This is a genomic window from Pseudoalteromonas sp. A601 (assembly GCF_002165575.1).
In the GTDB taxonomy this organism is placed as follows: domain Bacteria; phylum Pseudomonadota; class Gammaproteobacteria; order Enterobacterales; family Alteromonadaceae; genus Pseudoalteromonas.
Genome location: NZ_MXQF01000017.1, coordinates 12,365 through 36,689, shown reverse-complemented (window position 1 = coordinate 36,689; position 24,325 = coordinate 12,365). Strand labels below are relative to the sequence as shown.

Genomic DNA, 24,325 nt, shown 5'->3' with positions numbered 1-24,325 from the left:
CCGTTCTCTCCCGTGAATGGGGAGGAGTCCATGCATCTGTTACAAATATCGGTTTAACGTTTTTCAGACATTTGAATATTATTCCGGCCTGAGTTTTTTGCTTTATAAAGTGCTTTGTCCGCAGTTTTGATTAGCTGTTCAGGTTTTGTTTCAAGGGTTGGTATACAGCTAAATCCACCTATACTTAAGGTTAGTTGGCTTGAAATTTTAGAAAACTGATGAGGAATGGCTAAGCTTTTTATTTTGCTTTGTATCAGTTCAGAAAATTGCTTGCAGTGCTCAGCATCAATACAAGGTAGAATAATTGCAAATTCTTCACCGCCATAACGGGCGGCTAAGTCACCTTGACGTTTACAGACCTCATCTAAGGTCAGCGCGACTTGTTTTAACACATCATCGCCGTGCTGGTGGCCGTAGTTGTCGTTAAACAATTTAAAATAGTCGATGTCGCAAATAATTAAACTGAGTGGTTGTTGTGCGCGTACGGCACGTTTAATTTCATATTGTAAAGCTTGATCAAAACGACGTCGGTTGGCGATACTGGTTAAGCTATCGATATTTGCTTGTAATTCGAGTTCTTTATTTGCTTTGAGTAATTGCTGTTGAATTTGCTCAATGCGTTTTTTATATAACGCATTACTTAATGCTCGCGTTATTATTTCGCCAATTAACTTGATCCGGATTAAATCCGTATTAGTCCAGTTCCTAGCGTTTTTCACGCAGTCGCAACCAATAAAACCGAACATATTATTATCTGCTTTCAGTCCAACACATAACAGTGACTGAATACCTTCGGCTTGAAATTCAGCCTTTTCGGCATTTGCGCAAACAGGTAATTGGTTAACATCAGAAACATTAAACACCTCAGACTCTTTCATTGTTATATAAAAATAAGGGAGTGCATCTTGCGGAATATTCTGCAATCGATCTTTAAAGGGGCTTACATTGTCATTAACCCACTCATGAGTATTGCTCATTAATTTGCCATCACGACTAAATTGAAACAAATAGCTACGATCTGCTTTGCTAAATGTACCAATAGTTTGCAGTACCAACTCGATTTGATGATCAAGATTGTCGGTTTGGATGTCGATTAGTTGAGTGGATATTTTGGCGATGACTTCATCAAAGTTATCAGCTGAAGCTGCATTATTTGTCGGTTCAAAAATAAAAACCTTAAGTGATGGCGTTAATTGGTTGCGCTTTATGTTGAGTTGATCGCTTTCCAATGAAAAAGCTTTGTCGGTAAAGTCAGCATGAGTTATGAGACTGTATAGTGACAATGTTTTGAGTGTATGTAAATCTGTCAGGTCAAGGGTTTTAAGTAGTGTGCTGGAAAGGTCTAACTGATTTGGTAAGTTAAATAATGCCTGTGTATTAGCGTTACAGTAAACGAGGTTGGTTTGTAAATCCAACAAAATAATAGCGATGGGCAGCGAAGATAGCGTATCCCATGTATTTTTTGTTGTTTGCACTTCATTATTTAACGAATATGTCACTGTTGCTTCAACCCCTTATTAACATATTGAGCATACAAGCAATCTATTTGAATTGGTACTGTTTTAATATTAGCTGGTGATGTCAGGTTTATCATCTTTGAAGGGAATTTTTTAGTGCGTTTGGTTAAGGGACGTATTACAATTGAGATTGTATATCATTGCGACGTAATACTTTCACCAGCATGATATCTATCTTCTCAATTAAGCACAGGTAAACTACACCTTCATGACCGATATTACGACGCACCAAGCTTCACGTCGAAGATTATTAATTGCACTTTCTATCACCTGTGCCTTTATGGTGATCCAAGTCATCGGGGCATATTATGCAAACTCATTAGCTGTTTTAGCAGATGCAGGGCATTTATTTGTACATAACAGCTCTTTATTTATTGCGTTAATAGCTTCAAGTTTAGCAATCCATTTAGCTAAAAACTTTAATGATGGCTATCAAAAGGCGGAGTTAACCGGTGGCTTAATTAATGGCTGTCTTTATCTGGCAATTAGTTTAATTATTTTATTTGAAGGTGGGGAACGTATTCTGCATCATCACGAAGGCCAAGGTGCACCAGTCAATAGTTATTTAATGTCGGTTATAGCTGCAACGGGCTTTTTGTTTCATGGTGCTGCTGCTTGGGTACTCTATAAAGGGCGTAAAGCAAGCATTAACGTGTACGCTGTTTTTTTACATTCATTTTTTGATTTAATTTCTACGGTCTCCACTTTTATCGCGGGTGTGTTAATTTATTTAACGGGTTGGACAATTATCGATATTTTATCGAGCATGTTAATTGCCTCATTTGTGATGTTTACGGGTTTAAAAGTCATTACCTCATGTGTGAAAGGGTTAGTACTGAGCAAAGCAAAGCTGCCCGATGTTACAGATATTGAATGTTCAATAGCTCAAGTAGAACATGTTGAAAATGTTCATAATGTAACAGTGGTTCGCCGTGAAGAAAAACTGGTTGTTGGTGCACATGTGGTGTTGAAGCGCCATTGTACGAAAGAGAAGCATGATGAGGCTTGCCGCTTAAAAGTAGAGCAGATACTTGCAAAGCAATTCAATATTGTTGAGAGCGTATTACAAATTGAAAGCAACGGCTGCCAACATTAAATGTGCTAATACGCTACCGCGTTAATTAATACTTGGCAAAATAGATTTTTTCCCTTACTTTTAATACTATTATTTAGTTGTTTGAGTAAGCTTTTGGTAAACATTCAGCATCGCTATTTTGCATTAACTGGCACAATTGTATTAGCGCTGCTCGCTGGCTTTTTCAATTTACTTCCTTTTTGGTTTCTTGACAGTTCAGAGTTTCTTCTCGGTCAATTGTTCGTTTTATTTTGTCTACTTAGCTTTGGCTTGCGTTATGCCGTGTTAGCTTGTGCAGTGAGTGCCGCGTTCATATTTTATCGCTGGGGACACTGCTGGCCTTCCATTGTATTCATGGGGGAAGTATTTTGGCTTTATTATTTTTGCTACTGCCGCGCAAAAAGATTGTTTTTTCTCGGCATGGCATATTGGCTCATAATTGGTCTACCTGTACTTGGGCTGACTGGTATATTTATTATGGAATTGCCAAATTTAGCCGTACTCACCGCGTTAGTGAAATATTTTTTAAATGCTGCTATTGTCCTTAGTGTTGTTGATTTAATTAGCTTTTTCTTCAATGGTCAATCTTGGCATCGTAATTCTTCGTCTTTGTATAAAATTTTAAATTATATCGTTAGCTTATTGGTTATTTTAGTGGTGTTGATAATCACGATAGCACTGACTAATAACCATTATTCTCGCGTGGAATATGAGGTTAAAAGCCAGTTATTAGACAAGTCCAAAGATATAGCGGTTAAAATTGACCTTTATCTTAATGATTATCGTCGTGGGGTAGTTTTGACAGCTAAAGCAATTGAGCAGGGCGTTGATGAAGAGACTGCCTTAGCCAATTTAATGGCTCAATACCCTAACTTTCGGTCTTCAATTGTCAGTGATGAGAACGCAATTGTGCGCGTTTTTAATCCTGGAAGTTTAAAAACAAGTTTAAATGATGATGCTCCGTCAATTGCTGATCGGGATTACTACAGGCAAGGAAAGGAACAGCCAAATGGTTATATTTCGAATATATTTAAAGGCCGAGGTTTAGGGAATGAGGCTATTGTTGGGGTGTCAGCACCAATAACTATTAACGGAGTTTTTCAAGGAATTGTTGAAGGTTCTCTGGTATTTGGTTCATTGTTGCAATTTAGACCTCACTTTTTTGATAATGAGGGGGAGTTAATTGTTCTCGATGCGAGCAAACAAGTCGTCTTTTCTACACTTAGTAAGCATTATACTGTGTTATCAAAATTAACGGATGTTGACCTCTCTCAGTTTAATGGGAATGCAAGGTCAATTATGGAAAAAACGATTGATGGTGAGCAGCACTATGTGCAATTACAAAAAACACAGCAACAGGGATGGTATGTTGCTACTTTGTTTAAGCGCAAATATGCAAATTTAGTTGCAGCAAGTGCTTGGCTTGAGTCTCTGGTGTTAGCCATCATTATTATTTTATTGATCAGCGTTTTTATAACGCAGTTATGTAAGTGGTTGGTGCGTCCAATTAAGGAACTTAGCTCGCAAATTGATGAATTTGACCCACAATTCAATGCGGTTTCGTTTCCTCAAAATGCCAGTTCATGGTTAGAGTTATTCAATCTGCAACAACAGTTTACTTCCATGGCAGTTAAATTAAGTAATAACTTTAATGAGTTAAAGCAAGTTAATACTGAAAACAATGCACTTAATCAACAACTAAAAAACTTTAATGTTGAGCTTGAATATCAAGTTAATGAAAAAACGGATGAGCTGTTGAATGCTGTTGCAGTTGCAAATAAAGCAAGCCAAGCAAAATCACAGTTTTTAGCTAATATGAGTCATGAAATTCGTACCCCTTTGAATGGCATAATAGGTTTAACAGATATTTTGCTTAGCAGTAAATCTAAGCACGATGAAGAGCATAGCCATTTAAAAATGATTCAACAAAGTGCTGATAATCTATTAATTATTCTAAATGATATTTTGGATTTTTCGAAGATAGAAGCAGGTGCATTAAAACTCGATTTACAAAGTGTAAATGTTGAACAGTTACTCACTCGTTTGACAAAAGTGTTTGTTGGCACAGGTTTAAAACCTGAGGTGAAATTTAACCTTGAAATTTCCCCTAATTTACCCGCCACGCTTTTGTTGGATGGTTTAAGGTTCAGCCAGATCATTAATAACTTGCTCAGTAATGCCGGTAAGTTTACCACTGTTGGTGAAATTACCTTACATGTTCAGTATTCAGCATCAAAACTTGCTATTGAAGTAGCAGATACCGGCATAGGTATATCACAGGCACAACAAAAATTACTTTTTAAAGAATTTACCCAAGCCGATATTTCAACAACCCGTAATTATGGCGGGACAGGGCTTGGTTTAGCTATTTGTAAGCGTTTAATTACATTAATGGGAGGACAACTCAAATTAACCAGTGAGGTTGATGTAGGAAGTTGTTTTCGCTTCGAAATACCAGTGAAGCACGCCCAGACTATTAACCAAGTTTCTGATAAAACAGGGGTCCCCGCTTTAACTAATTATAGTTTGCTACTCGTGGAAGATAACTCAATTAACCAACTGGTTATAGCTAAGATGTTAGAAGCGACAGGGTGTACGCTTGCAATAGCGAATGATGGTGAGCATGCTTTAGAATGTTTAGAGACTATTACACCTGATTTAATTTTGATGGATTGCCAAATGCCTAAACTGGATGGCTTTGATTGCACGGCTCATATTCGTGAAAATACTTCAAAGTATGGTGAAGTTATAATTATTGCCATTACAGCCAACGCGTTCGAAGATGATAAAAATAAATGTATAAGCGTTGGAATGAATGACTTTATAGCTAAACCTGTAGATAGAGAGCAATTATACAAATGTCTTAATAAGTGGCTAACCAACTCAATGTAAATGTGAGTATTTAATTAAATTATTAGCTATTTTATCTTAGATTAAACGTTTTGTAGTTTTTGCAGCAAAGGGCTGAGCTCTTTTTCATCTAAAAGCATATTACAGGACATTGGCTTGGCAAAATAATACCCTTGAAAATCGTAGCAGCCTAATTTGGTCAGAAATTGTATTTGTTCTATAGTCTCAACTCCCTCAGCAATGCAATATAAATTTAAGTTTGCTGCTAGTAAGTAAATTGTTTTGATAATAGACTCATTACTTTTATCAGTGCCTATGTTTCTGATAAAGCTTTGATCTATTTTTATTACATCAATAGGAAACTTGCTTAAATAGGTAAGCGAAGAATAACCTGTACCAAAGTCATCAAGTAATAGTTTAAATCCTGCATTTTTTAATAATTGTAATTGCTTTGCCGCTTTTTCTTTATCATCAAGTAAGGTGTTTTCGGTGATCTCCAATTTTAATTGAGTAGGATTAATGCGGTGCTGCGATAAAATTTCCAAAAGCCGAACATTAAGATTTGTTTTTAATATATGTACAGGGGATAAGTTGAGCGATAAATAAAATTTAGGGTTAGCACGAAGCACTGAGGCTAGCTCTGTTAAGGCTCTAATTAGCGCTTGCTCAGTGAGAATATCAATTAAACCCGCTTCTTCAGCTATAGGGATAAATACTGCCGGAGAAATCATTTTTCCTTTGTGCTTCCAACGCATTAATAGCTCAACGCCATTTATTTTTTTTGTTTTGCTATTAACAATTGGTTGGTAATTGTTGAACAATAGGTCGTCTTTTTGCGCATCTTTTAAGGCATTTTCTAATAGTAACTTTTGTGTTATCCGCTCATTCATTTGTTCGGTAAAAAACTTAAAACCATTTCTACCAGCTTGTTTAGCATGCATCATGGCTATGTCGGCATGGCGGATCAGTGTATCTGCGTTATCGGCATCAAAAGGGTATAGGGCAACGCCAATACTGGCTGATATATTGATTGCAAAATCATTTATTTCAACGCGTTTACCAAGCTCTATTGAAACAGATTTTACTAATTCACTCAGAGATTGAGGTGACTCAAGGTTTTTTACTAACAATAAAAACTCATCACCACTTTGGCGTCCTAATAGTGAATTACTATCTAGCATATTGTTTACACGTTGAGTGATATTACATAAGAGCTGATCGCCAACAGCATGGCCAAAAGAATCATTAACAGGCTTAAATTTATCTAAATCAATAAAAAGGAGTGCCGCGAGAGTCCCATCTTGGTGGGCTGTTTTTATAATATAGTTAATTTTTTTGTACATTAAAGAGCGGTTAGGTAGTTTAGTAAGAGGATCGTAGTTAGCTAAATACCGTAATTCATTTTCTGCCCTTTTTTGTTCAGTTAAATCAGAAATAACAATAACATAGTAGCCAATTAAAGGTGCTTCTTTAGTAATGGCGGTGATGCTAACATGAATAGGGTGCGAAGGATTAGCTTTGGTTTTAATATATGCATCACCACGCCAGTTTTCTTTCGCTTTTAGGGTTTTAAGAACATTAATATAATTGAGGTATTGGTGCTTACCAAGGGCTGATAAGAAACGTTTTATATTTAATTTATCTGCTTGTGAGTTGATAGAAAATGCTTCAGCAAAACTGTTGTTGACCGAAAGAGGTTGATAATTACAGTCTAATATTAATAGCCAGTCATTGATTTGGCTAAATGCTTCGCCTAATATCGCGGCTTGTTGCGCGTTTGCTTTTTGTTGGGTGATGTTGGTATAGATCCCTGATACTCGGATCACCTCGCCAGTTTCGTTTCTTTGCGTTACTTTACCAAGATCTTGATACCATAACCAATGGCCTTGAGCATGTTTTATACGGTATGTTGCTTGCCATTGTTGATTGTTATTTTGGGTTATGAAGTTTTCCCAGTCTTGGCTTAGCTTGTTAAAATCGTTAGGGTGTATTAATTTAGAGAACTCCGAAAAATCGATATTATCAGATAAGCTTTTATAACCAAGCTCTTGCTTTAAACGATGTTGAGTACCTGAATGAGTTAGTAAGTTTACCTCCCAGACGCCACTGTTACTGCTACTCAATGCTAAAGCAGTTTGCTGTTGTGATTGCAACACATTTTTGTGAGATTGCTCTATGGTGATTCGCTTAGTACGGTATTGCCAAAAAATAAAAAGTAGAATGAATACGCTCATAAGCCCATATAAAGATAATGCAATTGGTGAGCGCCAAGGGGCGTAGGCAACTTTAAAGTGCAATGTAGCAGGCGTAGTTAACTTTGTGTCACTATTTAAGTATGAGGCGACGGATAATGTGTATTTACCTGGTGGTAATGTAGGTAAAAAGACTTTATTGTCCCGGTAATTGTTATAACTAAATGAGCTAGGCCCAGTTAAAGAAACTTGATAACGGGCTTTATCAATATTTATAAAATCGAAATTCGAAAAACTGACTTCTAATCCCATATCATCGGCGCTTAACTCCAGTTGTTTATTTTCGTAGCGCATTGGGTAATATTGGATATGTTTTGAAAATAATGAAACGTTGGTTATATGGGTGTTGAGTTTGTTTGTAACATCACTTACATCTAAAAAATCTTGCGGGGCGATTGTTAATAAACCTTGAGTAGTGCCAAAGGCAAGACGGCCATCATCAAGAATTGTGTGTGCATCAAGATTAAACTCGTTGACCGTTAAGCCATCTTTGACCGTATATGAATCGACCTGCATTGAATTTACATCAATTTTGTACAAACCATTTTGACTGCTCGCCCATAAAAAACCAAACTGGTCAATCTGTAACGCAAAAATAGATTTAGTATTTATTCCATCGGCGAAATTTAGGCGATGTTTCTCCTTGTAACTGGTTGCATCTAAGGCAATTAAGCCTTCATGGGATGATGCAAGCCATAAGGTATTATTATAATCAATAACCCAATCATCAATCGTTATATACATCAATGGGTTGTGGTTTTTAACTTGGTAGATAGTGGTGAGCTTTTGCGTTGTTTCATTGTAGCGGTACAAAGCACCTGATGCACTAATGAGAAAATCATTGGGGTAATTAGTCAGCGGTTTTAAAAATGTATGCATTACAAGGGGATCTAATTGGTCAATAAGGCCTTTAATGACTCTGGTTTTCCCTGTAGTGCCATCGTATAGATAAAAGTTTTCAGAATTAAGGAAGGCAAATGTGTCCTTTGAGATTTGATGATAGCCAAACGAACCACGTTGATTAATAACGCGTTGAGTTAGGCCATGGCTTTTTATTGGCGATAAGCGTTGTGTTTTCTTATCAAAAAGGGCAAGGCCATCGTAAACTAGTAACCATAAATATCTATTAGGTTTTCCCAAGTCTGCATCAGTGACACCAAACACGGCAAACTCACCAAAAAAAGATTTTTTATCTTCAGTTGATAAAAATGTTTGGCTTTGTAAGGTGGCCGTATTTAGTTTCGTTAGCCCATTACCGGTACCAACCCAAAGTGTATTTAAGGCATCTTGATATACACTTAGAACGAGATTGTTATGTAATTTGCCATTGTGATTTATTTCTATGTTTTTAAATCTTTTCGCAAGCGTCGACCATCTAAATACACCTTGTGAGCGAGAAGATAGCCACGCCAAGCCGGTGTTGTCTAACATTACGTTCATTATGGTGTTGTCAGAGATATTAAACTTACTTTGATCAAAACTAAGAATAAATTCTTTTTCACCAGTATTACGATGATATTGAAATAACCCACTCTCGGTTGCGATATATTCACCATACGGGCTGTTTATGTAATCCCATATGTTGTGTTCACTTATAAGAGTTTTGATCTGCTTTGTATTTAGTTGATCTACCTCATTAAAAGCAATTCTATAAAGCCCTTCAACCGTACCAACCATTAAACCTAGCTGTTGGTCGGCTCTTAAAAATTTCACATTACTGTTATCTGCGTTTTGTTTGAGTTTAGGTAATAAAGGTATTTTGGTTGTGTATCCATCAATTAATGATTGTGAAAATAAGCCGTCGCTAGTACCAATATAAAGATAGTTGTTATGAACTGTAAGGGCACGAACGACATGATCCTTTTTTTGAATAGAAAATTCATGACTGAACGTTTTTTTCACCGCATTATAAATATACACATTTTGGTTAATAGCTAGGTAAAACAGATCACCTTGTTGTTCAACCGCCATAATTGGAGAAAATATTTTATCTACTTCGTTGAGCTTGCCTGAATATATTTTATTTGCCGCTAAGGTCGTAGGGTCAATAATATAAGCACCAGAGTACTCTGTAGAGACAAAAATTTTTCTGTCTTTGGTTTCGTATATTAGTAATATTGAGAATTGATCAAAGTCAGGTAAAATCTGTACTTGATAGCCATCATACCTATTTAAGCCTTGGTTGGTTGCTATCCATATATAACCTAGCTTATCTTGCAAAATATCATTTACAAGGCCTTGCGAGAGGCCTTCATCGGTAGATAAACGTTGTAGTTGTTGAGCATAATTTTTTGTATTTGCTTGCACATTACATAAAGTCGATATGAAACCTAACAATATGATAAAAAAGGTTCTCAAACGCACGTATATGTTTACCCAGCTAAATTTACTATTATAGATAAATATAGCATAGCAATTCGTTAGTAATGATTTAATTACTAAGTATTTATAAACTTTGTTGCAACAAAGTAGACTGAACGTCAGGGAGCAGAATATGAAAAAAGTGTTTTCACCAGAAAGTGCACAGAGCCTTTTGTTGGTCATTGATATTCAACAAAAACTCGCACCAGCAATGACTCGCTATGAGCAAGTAAAAGAAGTTGCTAAGCAGCTGGGTCAAGCTGCAGTACTGTTTAATGTACCTTCACTTGTCACAGAACAGTATAAACAGGGCTTAGGCGAAACAGATGAGGTATTAAAAAGTCAGTTAGTAGATGCGCAGTATTTTGATAAAATCCATTTTAGCGCGTATAAAGAACCTGGATTCAAAGAACTAATTGCGTGCTATAAAAAGCCACACATTATTGTTGTTGGTATGGAAGCGCATGTTTGCGTGCTGCAAACTTGTTTAGACTTACTGGCACAGGACTATAACGTATTTATTATTGCAGATGGCGTATGCTCACGCCAAGACCGTCATCGTGATATTGCAATAGCACAATTACAGGAGGCCGGCGCTATAATCTCGAACGCAGAAAGTGTGATATTCCAATGGGCTGAGGTAGCAGCCACAGAGCAGTTTAAAAAAGTGCTGAAAATCGTTAAGTGACAACACATTTTTTTGCATTGTAAGGAGCATGCTATAATTAATGGATTAGGGATTTAAAATGATCTAAATGGAGGTTCAAAACGTTTAGAGTTGTTTATTAGGGGTGCGTATGACTCATATTAGTCGCTTGTTTACGGTTCTATTTACTTTACTCTTTATAGAGTCACTAGCACTAGGGTTTTATTTTTCAACCCTAATACCTGCATTAATTGTTGGTATTCCCCTTACCTTATTTCCTATTTGGTTGCTACGAGAACAGCCAGATAGCGCCTTAACAGCCCATGTTGCCAGCGCATCTCTAATGCTATTTGCTTTTTTACACATTCAGCAAACCTTTGGTTTGATTGAAGTGCATTTTGAAATATTTATTTTGTTGGCTGTGTTAATTATGTTTGTTAAATGGCAGGTATTTATAACTGCCATTGCCTTTGTCGCTGTGCATCATCTTTCATTTTATTATTTACAAACTCAAGGCTCCGGTTTTTATGTATTTGACCCCGATAGATTAGCTTTCAGTACAGTACTGATACATGCGCTCTATGCTATAGCTGAAGCAGTCGTAGCCGGCTACATTGCTGTCTCTTTGCGAAGAGAACGTAGAGGGGGCCGATCATTAAGTAGTGCGACTGAACAGATAATGGCAGATCCTGAGCATATCCAATTATCAGTACGTGCTGATGATACTAAAAATATAGTTATTCAGGGTTTTAATTCTTTATTAGATACTTTAAGTAAAGTAATTGAACAAGTTAAAGTTCAATCCGGTTCGTTGCATGCTAATTCGCAGGAGTTAGTGGCTGTACACGATGAGTTAGCTGATGCGGCGGCGCTGAGAGCTCAGCAAACGGACGATATTGCACAATCCGGGGTATCGGTTGCACAGGGTTTTAATTTAGTTGAACAAGAAAGTGAAGTGCTTAAACAACAAGTCGATGCAATTACGCTTGCCGCTGATGATGCGTTGAACGATGTGCAAAAAACAGATGATAAAAGCCAAGAATTACGTGGCCACTTAAACCATACTGAAGAAGAAATTAATCATCTAGTGGCCGCTGGTGATGTAATTTCTAATTTGCTCAATGAAATATCAGGTATTGCCGAACAGACAAACCTTTTAGCTTTAAATGCAGCAATTGAAGCTGCAAGAGCGGGTGAGCAAGGCAGAGGATTTGCTGTGGTTGCTGATGAAGTCCGCTCTTTGGCCATAAGCAGTAAAGCAACAACAGATAAAATTGCTCGTACGCTTAATGATTTGGTTAAAAATAGCCAAACCTCAACACAATCTATGAGTCAGTGTTTGAGTGTAGTAAATGAACTCACACAAATTAGCTTCACTATGAAAGAAAATATTTTGGGCATGACACAACAAATTGACACGGTGGCAAAAAGCACGGATTCAGTGGCTCGAGTAGTCGCAGAGCAAGTAAGCAATACTGAACAAATTGCTGCTAGCGCAGATGGCTTACGCATGAGCCAACAACTCGACTCTGAAATAGTAGAAAAGCTTACGGCTAAAGTGCAGATGATTGACGTGAGTATTGATGTACTTGAGCAAAGCATTGCTAAATTTAAATAACCCGAAAGTTAGGCTCTACCTGTTGGTTTTGATTTGGCTCGTCGTGGTTGTCTCGGGACTCGTGTATTTTCAGCTCGCGAGCATCACGACGTTTGATCCCCAAAATGAAATGACCCAATCAAAATGGTCAGAACAATTTAAACGAAACATAAAATGGTCACCTTCTGAAAATCCTAAGCTAATTATTGTTATTGATGAGTCATGTGGTTGTTCTAAGCGCGCTGTAAGCCACATGAATCAACTACAAACACATGCTGTGCGAAATACCTATGATGTGCAAATTATAAATCAATCTTTAACAGCTACTAATTTATTACCTAATACTCCAGGTGCCGTATTGTTAGATGCTAGTGGAGAGCTGGTATACGCAGGGCCACTTTCACAAGGTTTAGCCTGTTCTGCTTCCAGTGGTTTTGTTGAGCTCGCCATTGATAACCTGGCCGCTGGTTTTAACTCAAATTTAGTCGTCACTGATAGTAAGGGCTGTTACTGTAAAGGTTCATAATTGACCCCGTAATTAATGCGAGGGCTAATAAGTATGATCTATAAATGATCTTTAACGTTATTCGGTCGAACACTTTATTGCTTATATGTGCTGACAAATTGCATCAACACATAGATTAATTAATAAAACAATTTTAATGAATTAGTTAGACACATCTTTACATGACTGCCTTTTGATAAATGCACTTGGGATAATCACTTTTTGCGGCGGTGCGTCGTTGTTACTAATGTTATCAAGCAGTAATTTCGTTGCCTCTTTACCAACCTCATAAGGGTTTTGAGTGACGACAGTAATAGGCACTTTTAAGTATTCAGCCATTGGAATTTCATCAAATGCTAATAGTGATACATCATCAGGAATGGATATATTTTCGTTATTTAAAGCTTTTAATAATTCAGTGGTAATAGGTAAGTGCTGGGTAAAGAATACGGTTGGAGGGTTAAGAGCATCAAGCATGTTTTTAGGTGTCTGGACAAACCCTGACTCACGATGCCAATATTGCACTAACGCTTTATCTACCCCAATATTATGTTTTTCTAAAGCATCGCAATAGCCTAAGTAACGGTCTTTTCTTGATTTCATACTTTGAAAGTCTTGAGTCAGAAAGCAGATCCGTTTGTGGCCTAATTTAATTAAATACTCAGTGGCATCGAAAGCGGCTTTTCGATAATCAGAAACCACGATATTTTTTTCATTGCCATCATGCTCTAATTGGAAATGAACAATCGGTAAGCCGTTGCTAATATACTTATCAATTAACTGAGTATTCTTACCCGATGAAGCAATAATGATCCCGTCTACTCGCAGTTGATATAAGGTTTCTAATGATTTTGCCTCTATTTCTGAGTCAAAATCAGTGTTGTAAACCAATACATTGTAATTGCTTTTTTTACAGTAGTCGTCAATTCCACGAATCGTACGGCTGGTATAAAAACCGGTAATATCCCTAACAATGACTCCTATGGTTTTTGTTGTATTCATTTTTAAACTACGGGCGATAGGGTTTGGTACATAATCAAGCTCTTGAATCGCGAGCTTTATTCGTTCCTTAGTTTTTTCTGACATGTAGTCAAAGCGGCCGTTTAGGTATTGAGAAACTGTACTTTTTGAAACTTCGGCGAGCTGTGCAACATCAATTAATTTTATTTTTTTTTGCATCTGTATTTTCTTTAAAAGTCTAAATACGTTTAATATTGATATTTTGCAATATTGTGATATTTTAATCAACTAAATCGATTTAGTTGCGGTGCTTATAGTGTGCACTGAATTGGAAAGGTTAACCCCTTAAAATTCACCTAAAGTAAGTTTTTTATATAGGTCATCCTCAAATGAGCCCTCGTGCGTATATTCGGCATAATTTTGCATTAGCGTGGCCACTCGCACTTAATGCATTATTAGTCCAATCAATGTTGATGATTGATACATTGCTTGTTGCGTCGTTGGGAGAAGTACCCATTGCCGCTATGGGGATTGCTACCACAATTATTGCATTTGTACTGGGTCTTGAAATCGCTATTGGTAATGGGGTGCAATTACTTGTCGGGCGAGCGTTCGGCTCAGGCAATAAAGCGGGTTTAACAATAGCCTATTGGTCAGGCCTTTTTATAAGTATTTCAACAGCATTGGGCTGTATCGCTATTTTGACTGTGAGCAGTGAAAGCTTAATTGCGTTTATAACTGACGATGTTGATATAGCGCAATTAGCAGAGCAATATATATCAATTACTAAGTATATTGTTTTGATAACAGCTTACACGCAAGTTTGCACGGCCTTTTGTAATGGTCGCGGTAACTCTAAAGTCTCTTTAAAGGGCTTTATCTTCGAATTACCCATTAATGCATTACTTAGCTACTTTTTGATCAATGGGTTTAATAACAATGAAGGGCTTGGTTTAGAAGGTGCGGCGTGGGGGAGCTTGATAGCTATCAGCTTAAGGGCTGTATTTTTTTACGTTGTATTAGGTACAGATGAAAAAACGGACTTATCCTTCCCTAAAAAAACACTATTCTTACGTGAAATTGGGCCGCAGTTTTGTGAAATATACCCAATTGCAGCTAATTTCCTTTTGCTGAGTGTTGGCTCGACGGCGTATCAATTATTGTTTGCTCAATTAGATCTCTATGCATTTGTGGCTATCACCTTAATTTTCCCTTGGTTACGGGCAGGAACGCAGTTCCCTAACGCCTGGGCGCAAGCATCTGCAATTAGTATTAGCCAACTTTTAGGTCATAAAGAAACGGGGAATTTAAAACTATTTTCCCGTCATAGTACGCAAGTTGCCATGTTCTTAGCGGTTATTATTGCAGGGTTGTTTAGTGTACTGAGTCAGTACATGGCGTTTATTTATCCCGATATAGAACAAGAAACGCAAATCGCATTAATGATTATTGCACCCTTATATATCATTTGGCCTATCATTAGAGCCTACAATACAGTGGCAGGAAACATACTTCGTGCATTGGGTAAGAGTAATTTAGTGCTAAAAGTTCATTTTGTTACGCAGTGGGTTATAGCATTACCTGTGTGTGCATTATTAGTTTTGTATTTTGAGGTTTCAATTTTTTGGGCTTTCGCATTACTACCCATTGAAGAGCTGCTTAAAACAATTCCGTTTTATCGCTATAAAAAAGCGTTTATCCTAGATTTATAGCGAAAGTAGTAATGAAGATAAAGCAACCATTGTGCTATATCAGCTAAGCTGACCTCAACACTATGGTTGCTGGGGTAGGTTATTTAATCGAGAGTAATAGCCTTATAACTCTTGCCAAAGCTATCCGTTGAAACAATATGCTTTGAATTTAAAATTGTGCCATCACTTGCTTGCCACTTTAGAGGAGTACTTGCTGTGGTACCTTTTGGTAAAACAAAGTTGTTAAAGTCGCTATTGATTTTAAACGTGTCTTTTCCAATATAGGTCACTCCATCAGGTAAATCCACCTGACTAAGGCGATTAGCCAAAAACGCTTTTTCACCAATATACTCAAGCTCTTTCGGTAAGTTTAAGTGGGTTAAACGATTATCTCGAAAAGCACTTTCTTCAATGGTTTTAAGTCCTGCGGGTAAATCCACTGTGATTAAAAAATTAACATTAAAAGCGCTATCTTCAATGGTTGTGATACCTGACGGAAAAGTTACACGGGTTATACGGTTATTTTGAAAAGCAAAATCCCCAATAGATATTACACCTTTTGGCAAGTCGACAATAACTAGGCTGTTATCTCTAAAAGCACTGCCTTGGACGCTTTTAAGTCCTGTAGGCCAGGTTACATGATTAATACTATTTGTTGCAAACGCACCTTTGCTAACAGTTGTGATCCCCGCAGGTAAATCTACACGGGTTAGTGTGTTAAATTCAAAAGCACCTTTGCCGATTGATGTTAAGCCAGAAGGTAATTCGACACTTGATATACGATTATTTTGAAAAGCAAAATCGCCAATAGCGGTGAGCCCTGAAGGTAAGCCTACGGCTTTTAGGCCATTGGCTTGAAAGGCATTATTGCCAATTTTTTTGATAACTTGTCCATCGAGTTTATTGGGAATAATAACCGAAGGACGATAATTATCACCTGTAGCATCAGTGAGTGTTGTACTTGTAAGCACGCCTTTGATGACAGTTACATCATTATTTTTTAAGGTATAAGCAGTTTGTGATTTGGCGGTAAAAGTGAATGCAAGCAATACAATTGTACTCAAAAATAGTGTCCTGATCTTCATATTATGTGATCTCCAGCAAGTGTGCATAAGCTATGTTTTGAAGTTAAAAAATGGACCATATTCATATATGGCCGCTATTTATATCATCTAGAAGTGTTAAGTTTACCAGCGGTAACTTGCACCAAAAGTAATGCGGCGATCAGTAAGACCTTGGAAACAAAGTAATGCTCCGCCATTGACACAAGATTGAGCCACTTCGGACTCGGTTAAATTAACCCCTTCGATGCCAATGTTTAGCTGCTCTGTTACATCATAACTAATGCTGGCATTAAGTTGCCCTCTGTCTTCTTGTACAACCATGAAGCCCCATGGGTATGTAGTTGTACTGCCGAAATCTTCAGAACGATATGCTTCACGCCAGGTGTAACGCATTCTTGCACTTAGGCCAAATTTTTCGTAATACAAGGTGAAGTTATAGGCGGTTTCAGATAAATCTGGGAGCCCATGCAGCGCTGAGACTTCAATTCCGTCAATCCCCGTTGTTGCTGCAAATACCTCATTTGGACGACTTGCGGCATAATCTAATGCTTCACCGCCATCAAACTTTTGATACGTATAGTTTGCTAAAACACCAAAACCTGATGCCCAACCTAACTCACTTTCAAAGCTAGATAAGTCATACTGAACCGCCATTTCAACACCTTCTTGAGTGGTTTCGCCAGTGTCATTGATCGTTGTTGACCAAGGTACACAAACACCCACGCCCACAGGGCCAAATACATTAATATCAGCAATAGGGTTCCAAATCCCCCCTTGTTCGCAATCAGGGCCTGTTGTATCACGGTACCCTGTTTCTGGGTCTTCATATGGGTCGACTTGTTGATTAGCAAATAGGTTGTTACGTGTTTTATGAAAATAGCCAATACTAAATACACTGGCTTGTGCGAAATACCATTCGGCTGAAAGATCAAATGAAGTCACCTCTTCGGGTTCTAAGTTAGGGTTACCAACTGAAACCGGTGGGTTAGGGCTAGTGCTATACGTTACCGAAGTTGAAAGATCATTAAAGTCAGGGCGGCGTATATCTTTCCCCCAACCAGCACGAAGAACTAAGTCCTCTGTTACATCGCCAACAAGGTTAATGCGCGGTAAGAAAAAGCTGTAATCACCTACGTTTGTGACCTTTGATACTGTGGGGTTGCCATCCGTATCGGTAGTAACAGAATTACCAGTAGAGGTTACTTCTGTTTCTAAATATCGCACACCCACGTTACCGCGTATATAATCGGTTGAAAAGTTTGCTTGGGCGTAAAGTGCGTTTGTCGTTTCTTCAATATCAAAAAATGCACTTACTTCAGACGTTGGCGCTGTAATAGGTGTTGATCCGCCATGGGCGGTTACTGCATCGTTTAAAATACGTAACACATTATCTTGATCGGCTGAAACCATCTCAGGGTTTACCATGAGAAAATCACTTACAAATAACTCTCTACCATCAGCATCGCCAAAGTTATCTGGACCCGCAATTAGCAGTTCAGCAAATAAGTCACCTCGCGGGCTATCTGCTGCTGTTCTTAAACCCACATTAGAGCGGATTTGATCTGTCATACTCGTTGCTTTACTGTGGCGTAATCCGAAATCTATACTAGTAAATATTGACCAATCTAAACCGTAAGTTAGATCAACACGAAAAGCGTCTTCAGTGTTTTCTGTTTTATCGCGAGCGGATTGTACATCACGCAGCATATAATTTGCTGGGTTCATCATATCTGCGACTGTTGGGGAGTTCGCCTCATCGAATGCAACACCAAATGCGAGTGAACCTCCAGTTAAGTCATAAATAAATGGTGTGCCATTTTCATTAGATGAATTAAGTGCAGCATTTGGGTTTATAAAGTTAAGTCTGGTGTTGATGCTTGGGTTTGATGAATCAGACGTTGATGTTGATGCTTCAACAACTACTTTAAGGTTGTCACCTTGCCACTCTCCACCAAGTCTAAATATTTCGCTTTTTGTTACCCGAGAGCTGGTATCAGCATTAACACGTAAGTTTGGATCGCCACCACCATCTTCAACAGGAATAACCCCTTGAGTAGCCGCTTGAATACTACCTAGGTTTTGGCCATTCAAGGTGCCAAAATTAACTGTTTCAAATGCTGTTGGAACACCTACACCAATAACATCACTGACACCGGATGCTTGTATTGCTACACCTTCAGCATAGCGTTGTTGATCATTTATAGTGGCGTCAAAATAAAGTTTTGAGTCAGAATTTGGAGCCCATTCAAATGAGCCTGATATATTCTTAGTCTCATACTCGTGATTATCGTAATCTTGGTTTAGAAACTGAATACCTAAAAAATCAAAATCTTGAGCGTTTGCAGTACCACCATCTGAAGTAATCACGTTATCACGGTCAACACGCGGACGAAAAGCGGTTACATCTTTTTCAGCATAACTTGCACTAATTACAACGCCAAACTCACCATGTTCAGTAAACCAATTATCACCATATGTGCCAGAAAGACGAGGTTTTATACCATCGGTTGACAGGCTACTAGATTCACCTTGTACTCTAACTGATGCGAGAGGTTCACTTAATTGAAGTGGGCGAATTGTACGCAAGTTAATAGTACCGCCTACAGAGCCTTCAATGGTTTTTGCATCTGGCGATTTTGTAACTTCGACACCGGCAATAATGGAAGCTGATACATCCTCAAAATTAATTCCACTACGACCCGCTCCAGAGCCAACAGTTGATACGCCATTTATTTCAGTGCGGTTAGCGTTAGTACCACGGATTTGTACACCTGTGCCAACACCCGCAGTGCGTGTAATTTGCACACCAGTTACATTTTCTAAAACCTCCGCAAGATTTTGATCAGGCAATTTACCAATATCTTCGGCCTCGATAATTTCGACTAAATTATTTGAATCACGCTTTTCTAAAAGTGCGCTTGTCAGCGCACTGCGTATACCGCTTACTTGGATAACTTCAAGGTCATCATCAGCTTGAACTTCCTGAGCATGAATGTTTGGTGCAGCTAAAAATGCGGCTAACGCGGCACTATACAAAGGTAAATATGACCGACGATTTTGCAGTGCAGAGCTTATTTTATTTAATTTTATGTTCATGATTAACCCTTTAACTATGTGTGTTGTCGTTATTGTTCGTGTAAACAAATCGCTTAAAAAATGTAACTAACCAAAAATAAAACCGATTTACTAAATCGATTTATTAAAAACCTAACACATAATAACCAGATGTCAATAGGGTTATATTTGAGCGATTGTAATAAATGTGTTAACGGTTAGTTTTAAGATGCTAGCTTATTTATAAATTTTATTATTGTTCATTAATTAAACTTCTGATATTTCCTCGTTTATCTTATTTATTAGCGAAGAAGGATCTTAAACGGAGGAGATTTGATTTAGGAAATGTTGTTGACTTAGTAATTTTGCATCAGTACTATAATTTCCAACTAAATCGGTTTAGTAAATTTTAGGTTTGGTAATCTAAATAAGGAAAACCAATGGAAATTAAAGACATAAAAGTATTTGTATGCAGCCCAGGAAGAAACTTTGTAACAGTTAAAATAACGACAGATGAAGGGACTTATGGGTTAGGCGATGCAACGGTAAATGGCCGTGAAATGGCGGTGGTTGCTTATTTAGAAGAGCATCTTGTGCCTTGCTTGATTGGTCGCGACCCACAAGAAATTGAAGATATTTGGCAATATCTATACAAAGGTGTTTACTGGCGCAAAGGGCCAATCACGATGGCTGCAATTGCTGCCATCGATATGGCATTGTGGGATATTAAAGGCAAAGTAGCTAACTTGCCTGTCTACCAATTGTTAGGTGGGAGAAGTCGCAAAGGTGTCACGTTTTATGCGCATGCAAATGGCGAAAATATTGACGATACCTTAAATAAAGCCCAAGAGCATATTGATAACGGTTTTAAGGCTATTCGTTTGCAATCAGCTATTCCAGGGCTAAAAGTGACCTATGGTGTGCTTGGCGATAAAAAAGATTATTTTGAATTACAAGGTAACCGCCCGCTACCACCTGAAGAAGAATGGTCAACTGCCAAGTATTTTAATTCAATTGTTGAGTTATTTAAACAAGCCCGAGAGCGCTTTGGTTATGAAGTGCATTTTACTCATGATGTTCACAGCCGCCTTACCCCAATTGAAGCTGCTAAGTTAGGTAAGTTACTAGAACCTTACAACTTACTATTCCTTGAAGATGCAGCCATCGCAGAAAACCAAGATAGTTACAAGGTTATTCGTAACCATACCACCTCGGCCTTAGCGATTGGTGAAACTTATAACACCATTTGGGACTGTAAAGACCTGATTCAAAATCAATTAATTGATTATATTCGTGTAGCAGCAACGCATGCTGGTGGAATTACAGCACTTAGAAGAATTACCGACTTTGCCAGTATTTACAATGTTAAAACTGCGCCACATGGTGCACCAGATCTATCCCCAGTGTGTTTTGCAGCTCATATGCATTTAAACATTTGGGCACCTAACTTTGGTATTCAGGAGTTTGTTGGTTTTGGTAACGAAGGGTTAAACCGTATTTTTAAACACAATTTCACCGTTGAAAATGGCATGGGAATAATGAGTGAAGCCCCTGGTTTAGGCATTGAGTTTGATGAAGAGGCCGCAGCTGAATATCCGTATAAACGCTCGTATTTACCAGTAAGCCGATTAGAAGACGGAACAGTGTGGAACTGGTAAACACAATTTAGTAGCTATAAAAATAATAGATAATTTAAAAGAATCACAGGTGACAAAATGAGTAATAAAGTCAGAGTATTAGTTCACGGAACAGGTTTTGCAGGACAAGGCCACGCAGAAGCATTTAGATACGCAGGTGCTGAAGTTGTTGGCATAGTAGGAAGAACCGAAAGTGTTGTTAACCAAGTTGCCAAAGATATGGGAATTGCGTACGCGGGCACTCATTGGCAACAAGCACTAGAAGAGTGTAAACCGGATGTGGTATCTATCGCCACACCAGGCGGCGCTCATGTTGAGCCTATCAAACAAGCCATTGCTTTTGGTTGCCATGTATTTTCAGATAAGCCATTAACAGCCGATGGCTCTACCTCAAAAGAGTTGTACGATTTAGCAGTAGCAAAAGGTGTTAAAACCGCTTTTGCATCGAGCTTTAGATACATGCCAGAAATTTTACATGCTAAACGTTTAGTAGCAGCGGGAGCTATTGGTGAACCTCTCGAAGTCGAGTGTATTTCTCACTTTAACCTAGAGCGTGATATTCCATTTGGTTGGTCACATCGCCAAGAAGAGGGGGGCGGGCGCTTAAACAATAACTTTACTCATATGATGTCGATAGTGACCTCTGTGGTCGGTGAAAAAATATTATCCATTATGGGAGAGGTACGTGACGATTTAGGACGAGCACCGATTGTTGAAGGGGTACATAATTTTAAAACACGCCGTGACTTTATTCCTAAGGACATCAATGACCCTTCATTAAAGTGGGGGAAATCGAATGTTGAATGGTCTTATAACGTGCTTGCACAACTTGAAAGCGAATTTGCGAAAAAGCCTGTATCGGTCATGTTTAAACATGGCGGCTTACACCCACGTTTTAATGAAGATCATATTGTATTTTATGGCAGTAAAGGCGCCATTTATATTAAAGGTCATTACGGCGCAGGGCCACTCTATTTATATGGTGAAAGTAATGGGGGGGATGCTAAAGCGTGGCTAGAGCAACCATTACCAAGTGACATAGCTGCAAATATACCTGATGTAGAAGGCGATACCGAAAGAAACTGGCGTTATCTTATTCGTGAAATGGTCAGTGATATTGAAGGCAAAGAGGTACAGCCTTATCAGACTTTTAAAGAAGGCAGTCAATATCAGCAACTCATAGACCTAATTCGTAAAAATGATTACTGGGTAGACGTTAGTAAACTTTAATAAAAGGACGATAACATGTTCTATGATTACGCAGTGATAGTAGGTTATTTTCTGTTAGTTATTGGTATTGGCTTTACCTTTAAAAAAATGGCAGCAAAATCAACCAGTGACTACTTTCGTGGTGGCGGGCGGATGCTGTGGTGGATGGTTGGATCTACCGCTTTTATGGCGCAGTTTTCTGCTTGGACCTTTACGGGAGCAGCGGGCAAAGCATTTACAGATGGATTTGCCGTGAGCTTAGTGTTTTTTGCTAATACTTTCGCTTACTTTTGTGGCTGGGCGTATTTTGCGCACCGTTTTCGTCAAATGCGTGTAGATACTCCAACCGAGGGTATCAAGCGGCGCTTTGGTAGCCAAAATGAATTGTTTTTCTCGTGTGCCTTGATCGTTTTTAGCTTTTTAAATGCCGGTATTTGGTTAAATGCGCTAGGCGTTTTTACCAGTGCAGTATTTGAGGCGGATATAAACGTCACTATTATTGTTACCGGTTTAGCTGTGTTGTTTATTTCGGTGTTGTCGGGGGCGTGGGGTGTTGTTGCCTCTGATTTTGTGCAAACGCTGGTGGTTGCAGTAGTGTCTATCGCGTGCGCGATAGTGGCACTAGTTATGGTAGGTGGCCCGGTCGAGTTAGTCGATAACTTCCCATCAGGATTTGTAATGGGCCCTGATATGAATTATGGCTTATTGTTGGTGGGCACTTTTGTATTTTTCCTCGCCAAGCAAATGATCACCATAATGAACTTAAATGATTCATTTCGTTTTTTAAATGCAAAAGACACAGACAATGCACGTAAAGCGTCCTTATTAGCCATGGTACTGATGGGCATTGGGAGTATTATTTGGTTTATCCCACCTTGGGCATCTGCAATTTTATACCCAGATGCAGCGGTTGCGTATGCTGAGCTTGGTAATAAAGCCGCCGATGCTGTGTATTTAGTGTTTGCACGAAATGCGATGCCGATAGGGACTGTAGGGTTATTGTTAGCTGCGTTATTTGCAGCGTCTATGTCATCAATGGATTCAGCATTAAATAAAAACTCAGGTATTTTTATTCGCAGTATTTATCAACCCATTTTAGCAAAGCGCAACAAAGCAGTAACAGATGAACACCTTTTAAAAATGGGTAAAATGTTAAGCTTTATCAGTGGCTTACTAGTTATTGTGATGGCGTTGTTTTTCAAGTCCTTAAAAGAGCTTAGTTTGTTTGATTTAATGATGTCGTTCTCTGTGATGATCCAAGTACCCATCTTAATACCGTTGATTTTTGGTTTATTTATTAAGAAAACACCCTCATGGGCTCCTTGGGTTACAGTTGCACTTGGCTTATTTGTTTCATGGTTTGTGATGAATATATTAACGCCTGATGTTTTTGCGCGTTTTATTGGTATTGCTGAATTTACGCCAAGAGAAGCAACCGATATGAACTTGATATTAACCATCGGCGCACATTTAGTGATCACTGCTGGGTTCTTCTGTTTAACATCATTGTTTTATAAAGAGGAAAACGACCGATATAAAGAGCAGACAGATGAGTTCTTTAAAGACCTTGAGACTCCTGTAATAGCTGATGGTGAACAAGATGATTACGACCGCCAGCAACGTAACAAACTTGGCTCTATGGTGATGTATATGGGCACCGGGATTGTCTTTATGGCATTAATACCTAACCCATGGTGGGGGCGCTTAATTTTTGTTTGTTGTGCGTTGATCATTTTTCTTACCGGTGTGTTGTTGAAAAAAAGTGCAAAGCCAACACACGCATTAGCATAGCGTTTTAATGATTTTCGGCGTTACAAACAGCAAGCGTAACGCCGTATCCTGCAATACACGTTCGTAATAAATTTAGAAGGAGATACCTGTGAAACTAACAAAATTAAGTTATTCGG

General features: G+C 38.3%; 14 protein-coding genes. 9 read left to right on the top strand and 5 right to left on the bottom strand.

The window, feature by feature from the left end; all coding sequences use genetic code 11:
* Positions 1-53: 53 nt before the first annotated feature.
* The gene (locus tag B5G52_RS14720; RefSeq protein WP_254911222.1) at positions 54-1,499 is read right to left on the bottom strand and encodes a diguanylate cyclase; all 1,446 of its coding nucleotides are present in this window, start codon (positions 1,497-1,499) and stop codon (positions 54-56) included.
* 226 nt (positions 1,500-1,725) lie between these two features.
* Here B5G52_RS14720 and B5G52_RS14715 point away from each other — a divergent pair, with 226 nt between their 5' ends.
* Together B5G52_RS14715 and B5G52_RS14710 are read left to right on the top strand one after the other, a co-directional pair.
* Positions 1,726-2,613 carry a cation diffusion facilitator family transporter gene (locus B5G52_RS14715; protein ID WP_087533398.1) on the top strand — a complete coding sequence of 296 codons (888 nt, stop codon included), beginning with the start codon at positions 1,726-1,728 and terminating at the stop codon, positions 2,611-2,613.
* 399 nt (positions 2,614-3,012) lie between these two features.
* Positions 3,013-5,484 carry an ATP-binding protein gene (locus B5G52_RS14710; RefSeq protein WP_254911221.1) on the top strand — a complete coding sequence of 824 codons (2,472 nt, stop codon included), beginning with the start codon at positions 3,013-3,015 and terminating at the stop codon, positions 5,482-5,484.
* 41 nt (positions 5,485-5,525) lie between these two features.
* On the opposite strand, the gene B5G52_RS14705 is transcribed toward B5G52_RS14710, so the two are convergent.
* A complete protein-coding gene (locus tag B5G52_RS14705; RefSeq protein WP_254911220.1) occupies positions 5,526-10,001 on the bottom strand; it encodes an EAL domain-containing protein in 4,476 nt (1,491 codons plus the stop codon).
* A 187-nt stretch (positions 10,002-10,188) separates the two neighbouring features.
* Here B5G52_RS14705 and B5G52_RS14700 point away from each other — a divergent pair, with 187 nt between their 5' ends.
* From B5G52_RS14700 to B5G52_RS14690, 3 genes are all read left to right on the top strand, one after another.
* Complete coding sequence (locus B5G52_RS14700; RefSeq protein ID WP_087533448.1) at positions 10,189-10,743, top strand: isochorismatase family protein; 555 nt, start codon at positions 10,189-10,191, stop codon at positions 10,741-10,743.
* A gap of 109 nt (positions 10,744-10,852) precedes the next feature.
* Positions 10,853-12,319, top strand: a complete 1,467-nt coding sequence (locus B5G52_RS14695) for a methyl-accepting chemotaxis protein (protein WP_087533396.1) — start codon at positions 10,853-10,855, stop codon at positions 12,317-12,319.
* A 61-nt stretch (positions 12,320-12,380) separates the two neighbouring features.
* The gene (locus B5G52_RS14690) at positions 12,381-12,824 is read left to right on the top strand and encodes a DUF6436 domain-containing protein (RefSeq protein WP_254911219.1); all 444 of its coding nucleotides are present in this window, start codon (positions 12,381-12,383) and stop codon (positions 12,822-12,824) included.
* 141 nt (positions 12,825-12,965) lie between these two features.
* On the opposite strand, the gene B5G52_RS14685 is transcribed toward B5G52_RS14690, so the two are convergent.
* On the bottom strand, positions 12,966-13,982 hold the full coding sequence (locus B5G52_RS14685; RefSeq protein WP_087533394.1) for a LacI family DNA-binding transcriptional regulator: 1,017 nt from the start codon (positions 13,980-13,982) through the stop codon (positions 12,966-12,968).
* 170 nt (positions 13,983-14,152) lie between these two features.
* On the opposite strand from B5G52_RS14685, the gene B5G52_RS14680 reads away from it, so the two are divergent.
* Complete coding sequence (locus tag B5G52_RS14680) at positions 14,153-15,475, top strand: MATE family efflux transporter (protein WP_087533393.1); 1,323 nt, start codon at positions 14,153-14,155, stop codon at positions 15,473-15,475.
* 83 nt (positions 15,476-15,558) lie between these two features.
* On the opposite strand, the gene B5G52_RS14675 is transcribed toward B5G52_RS14680, so the two are convergent.
* Positions 15,559-16,518, bottom strand: coding sequence for a leucine-rich repeat domain-containing protein (locus B5G52_RS14675; protein ID WP_254911218.1), 960 nt, complete (start codon positions 16,516-16,518; stop codon positions 15,559-15,561).
* A gap of 123 nt (positions 16,519-16,641) precedes the next feature.
* Entirely contained in the window at positions 16,642-19,614 is a 2,973-nt protein-coding gene (locus tag B5G52_RS14670; protein ID WP_087533391.1) for a TonB-dependent receptor, read from the bottom strand.
* A gap of 398 nt (positions 19,615-20,012) precedes the next feature.
* Between B5G52_RS14670 and manD the strand changes: the two genes are divergently transcribed.
* Genes manD through B5G52_RS14655 form a run of 3 tightly spaced genes read left to right on the top strand, consistent with a single transcriptional unit; the run spans position 20,013 to position 24,209 of the window.
* Positions 20,013-21,230 carry a D-mannonate dehydratase ManD gene (manD, locus tag B5G52_RS14665; RefSeq protein WP_087533390.1) on the top strand — a complete coding sequence of 406 codons (1,218 nt, stop codon included), beginning with the start codon at positions 20,013-20,015 and terminating at the stop codon, positions 21,228-21,230.
* Positions 21,231-21,287: 57 nt separating this feature from the next.
* A complete protein-coding gene (locus B5G52_RS14660; RefSeq protein ID WP_087533389.1) occupies positions 21,288-22,439 on the top strand; it encodes a Gfo/Idh/MocA family protein in 1,152 nt (383 codons plus the stop codon).
* A gap of 15 nt (positions 22,440-22,454) precedes the next feature.
* Positions 22,455-24,209 carry a transporter gene (locus tag B5G52_RS14655; protein WP_087533388.1) on the top strand — a complete coding sequence of 585 codons (1,755 nt, stop codon included), beginning with the start codon at positions 22,455-22,457 and terminating at the stop codon, positions 24,207-24,209.
* The last annotated feature ends 116 nt before the right edge of the window (positions 24,210-24,325 follow it).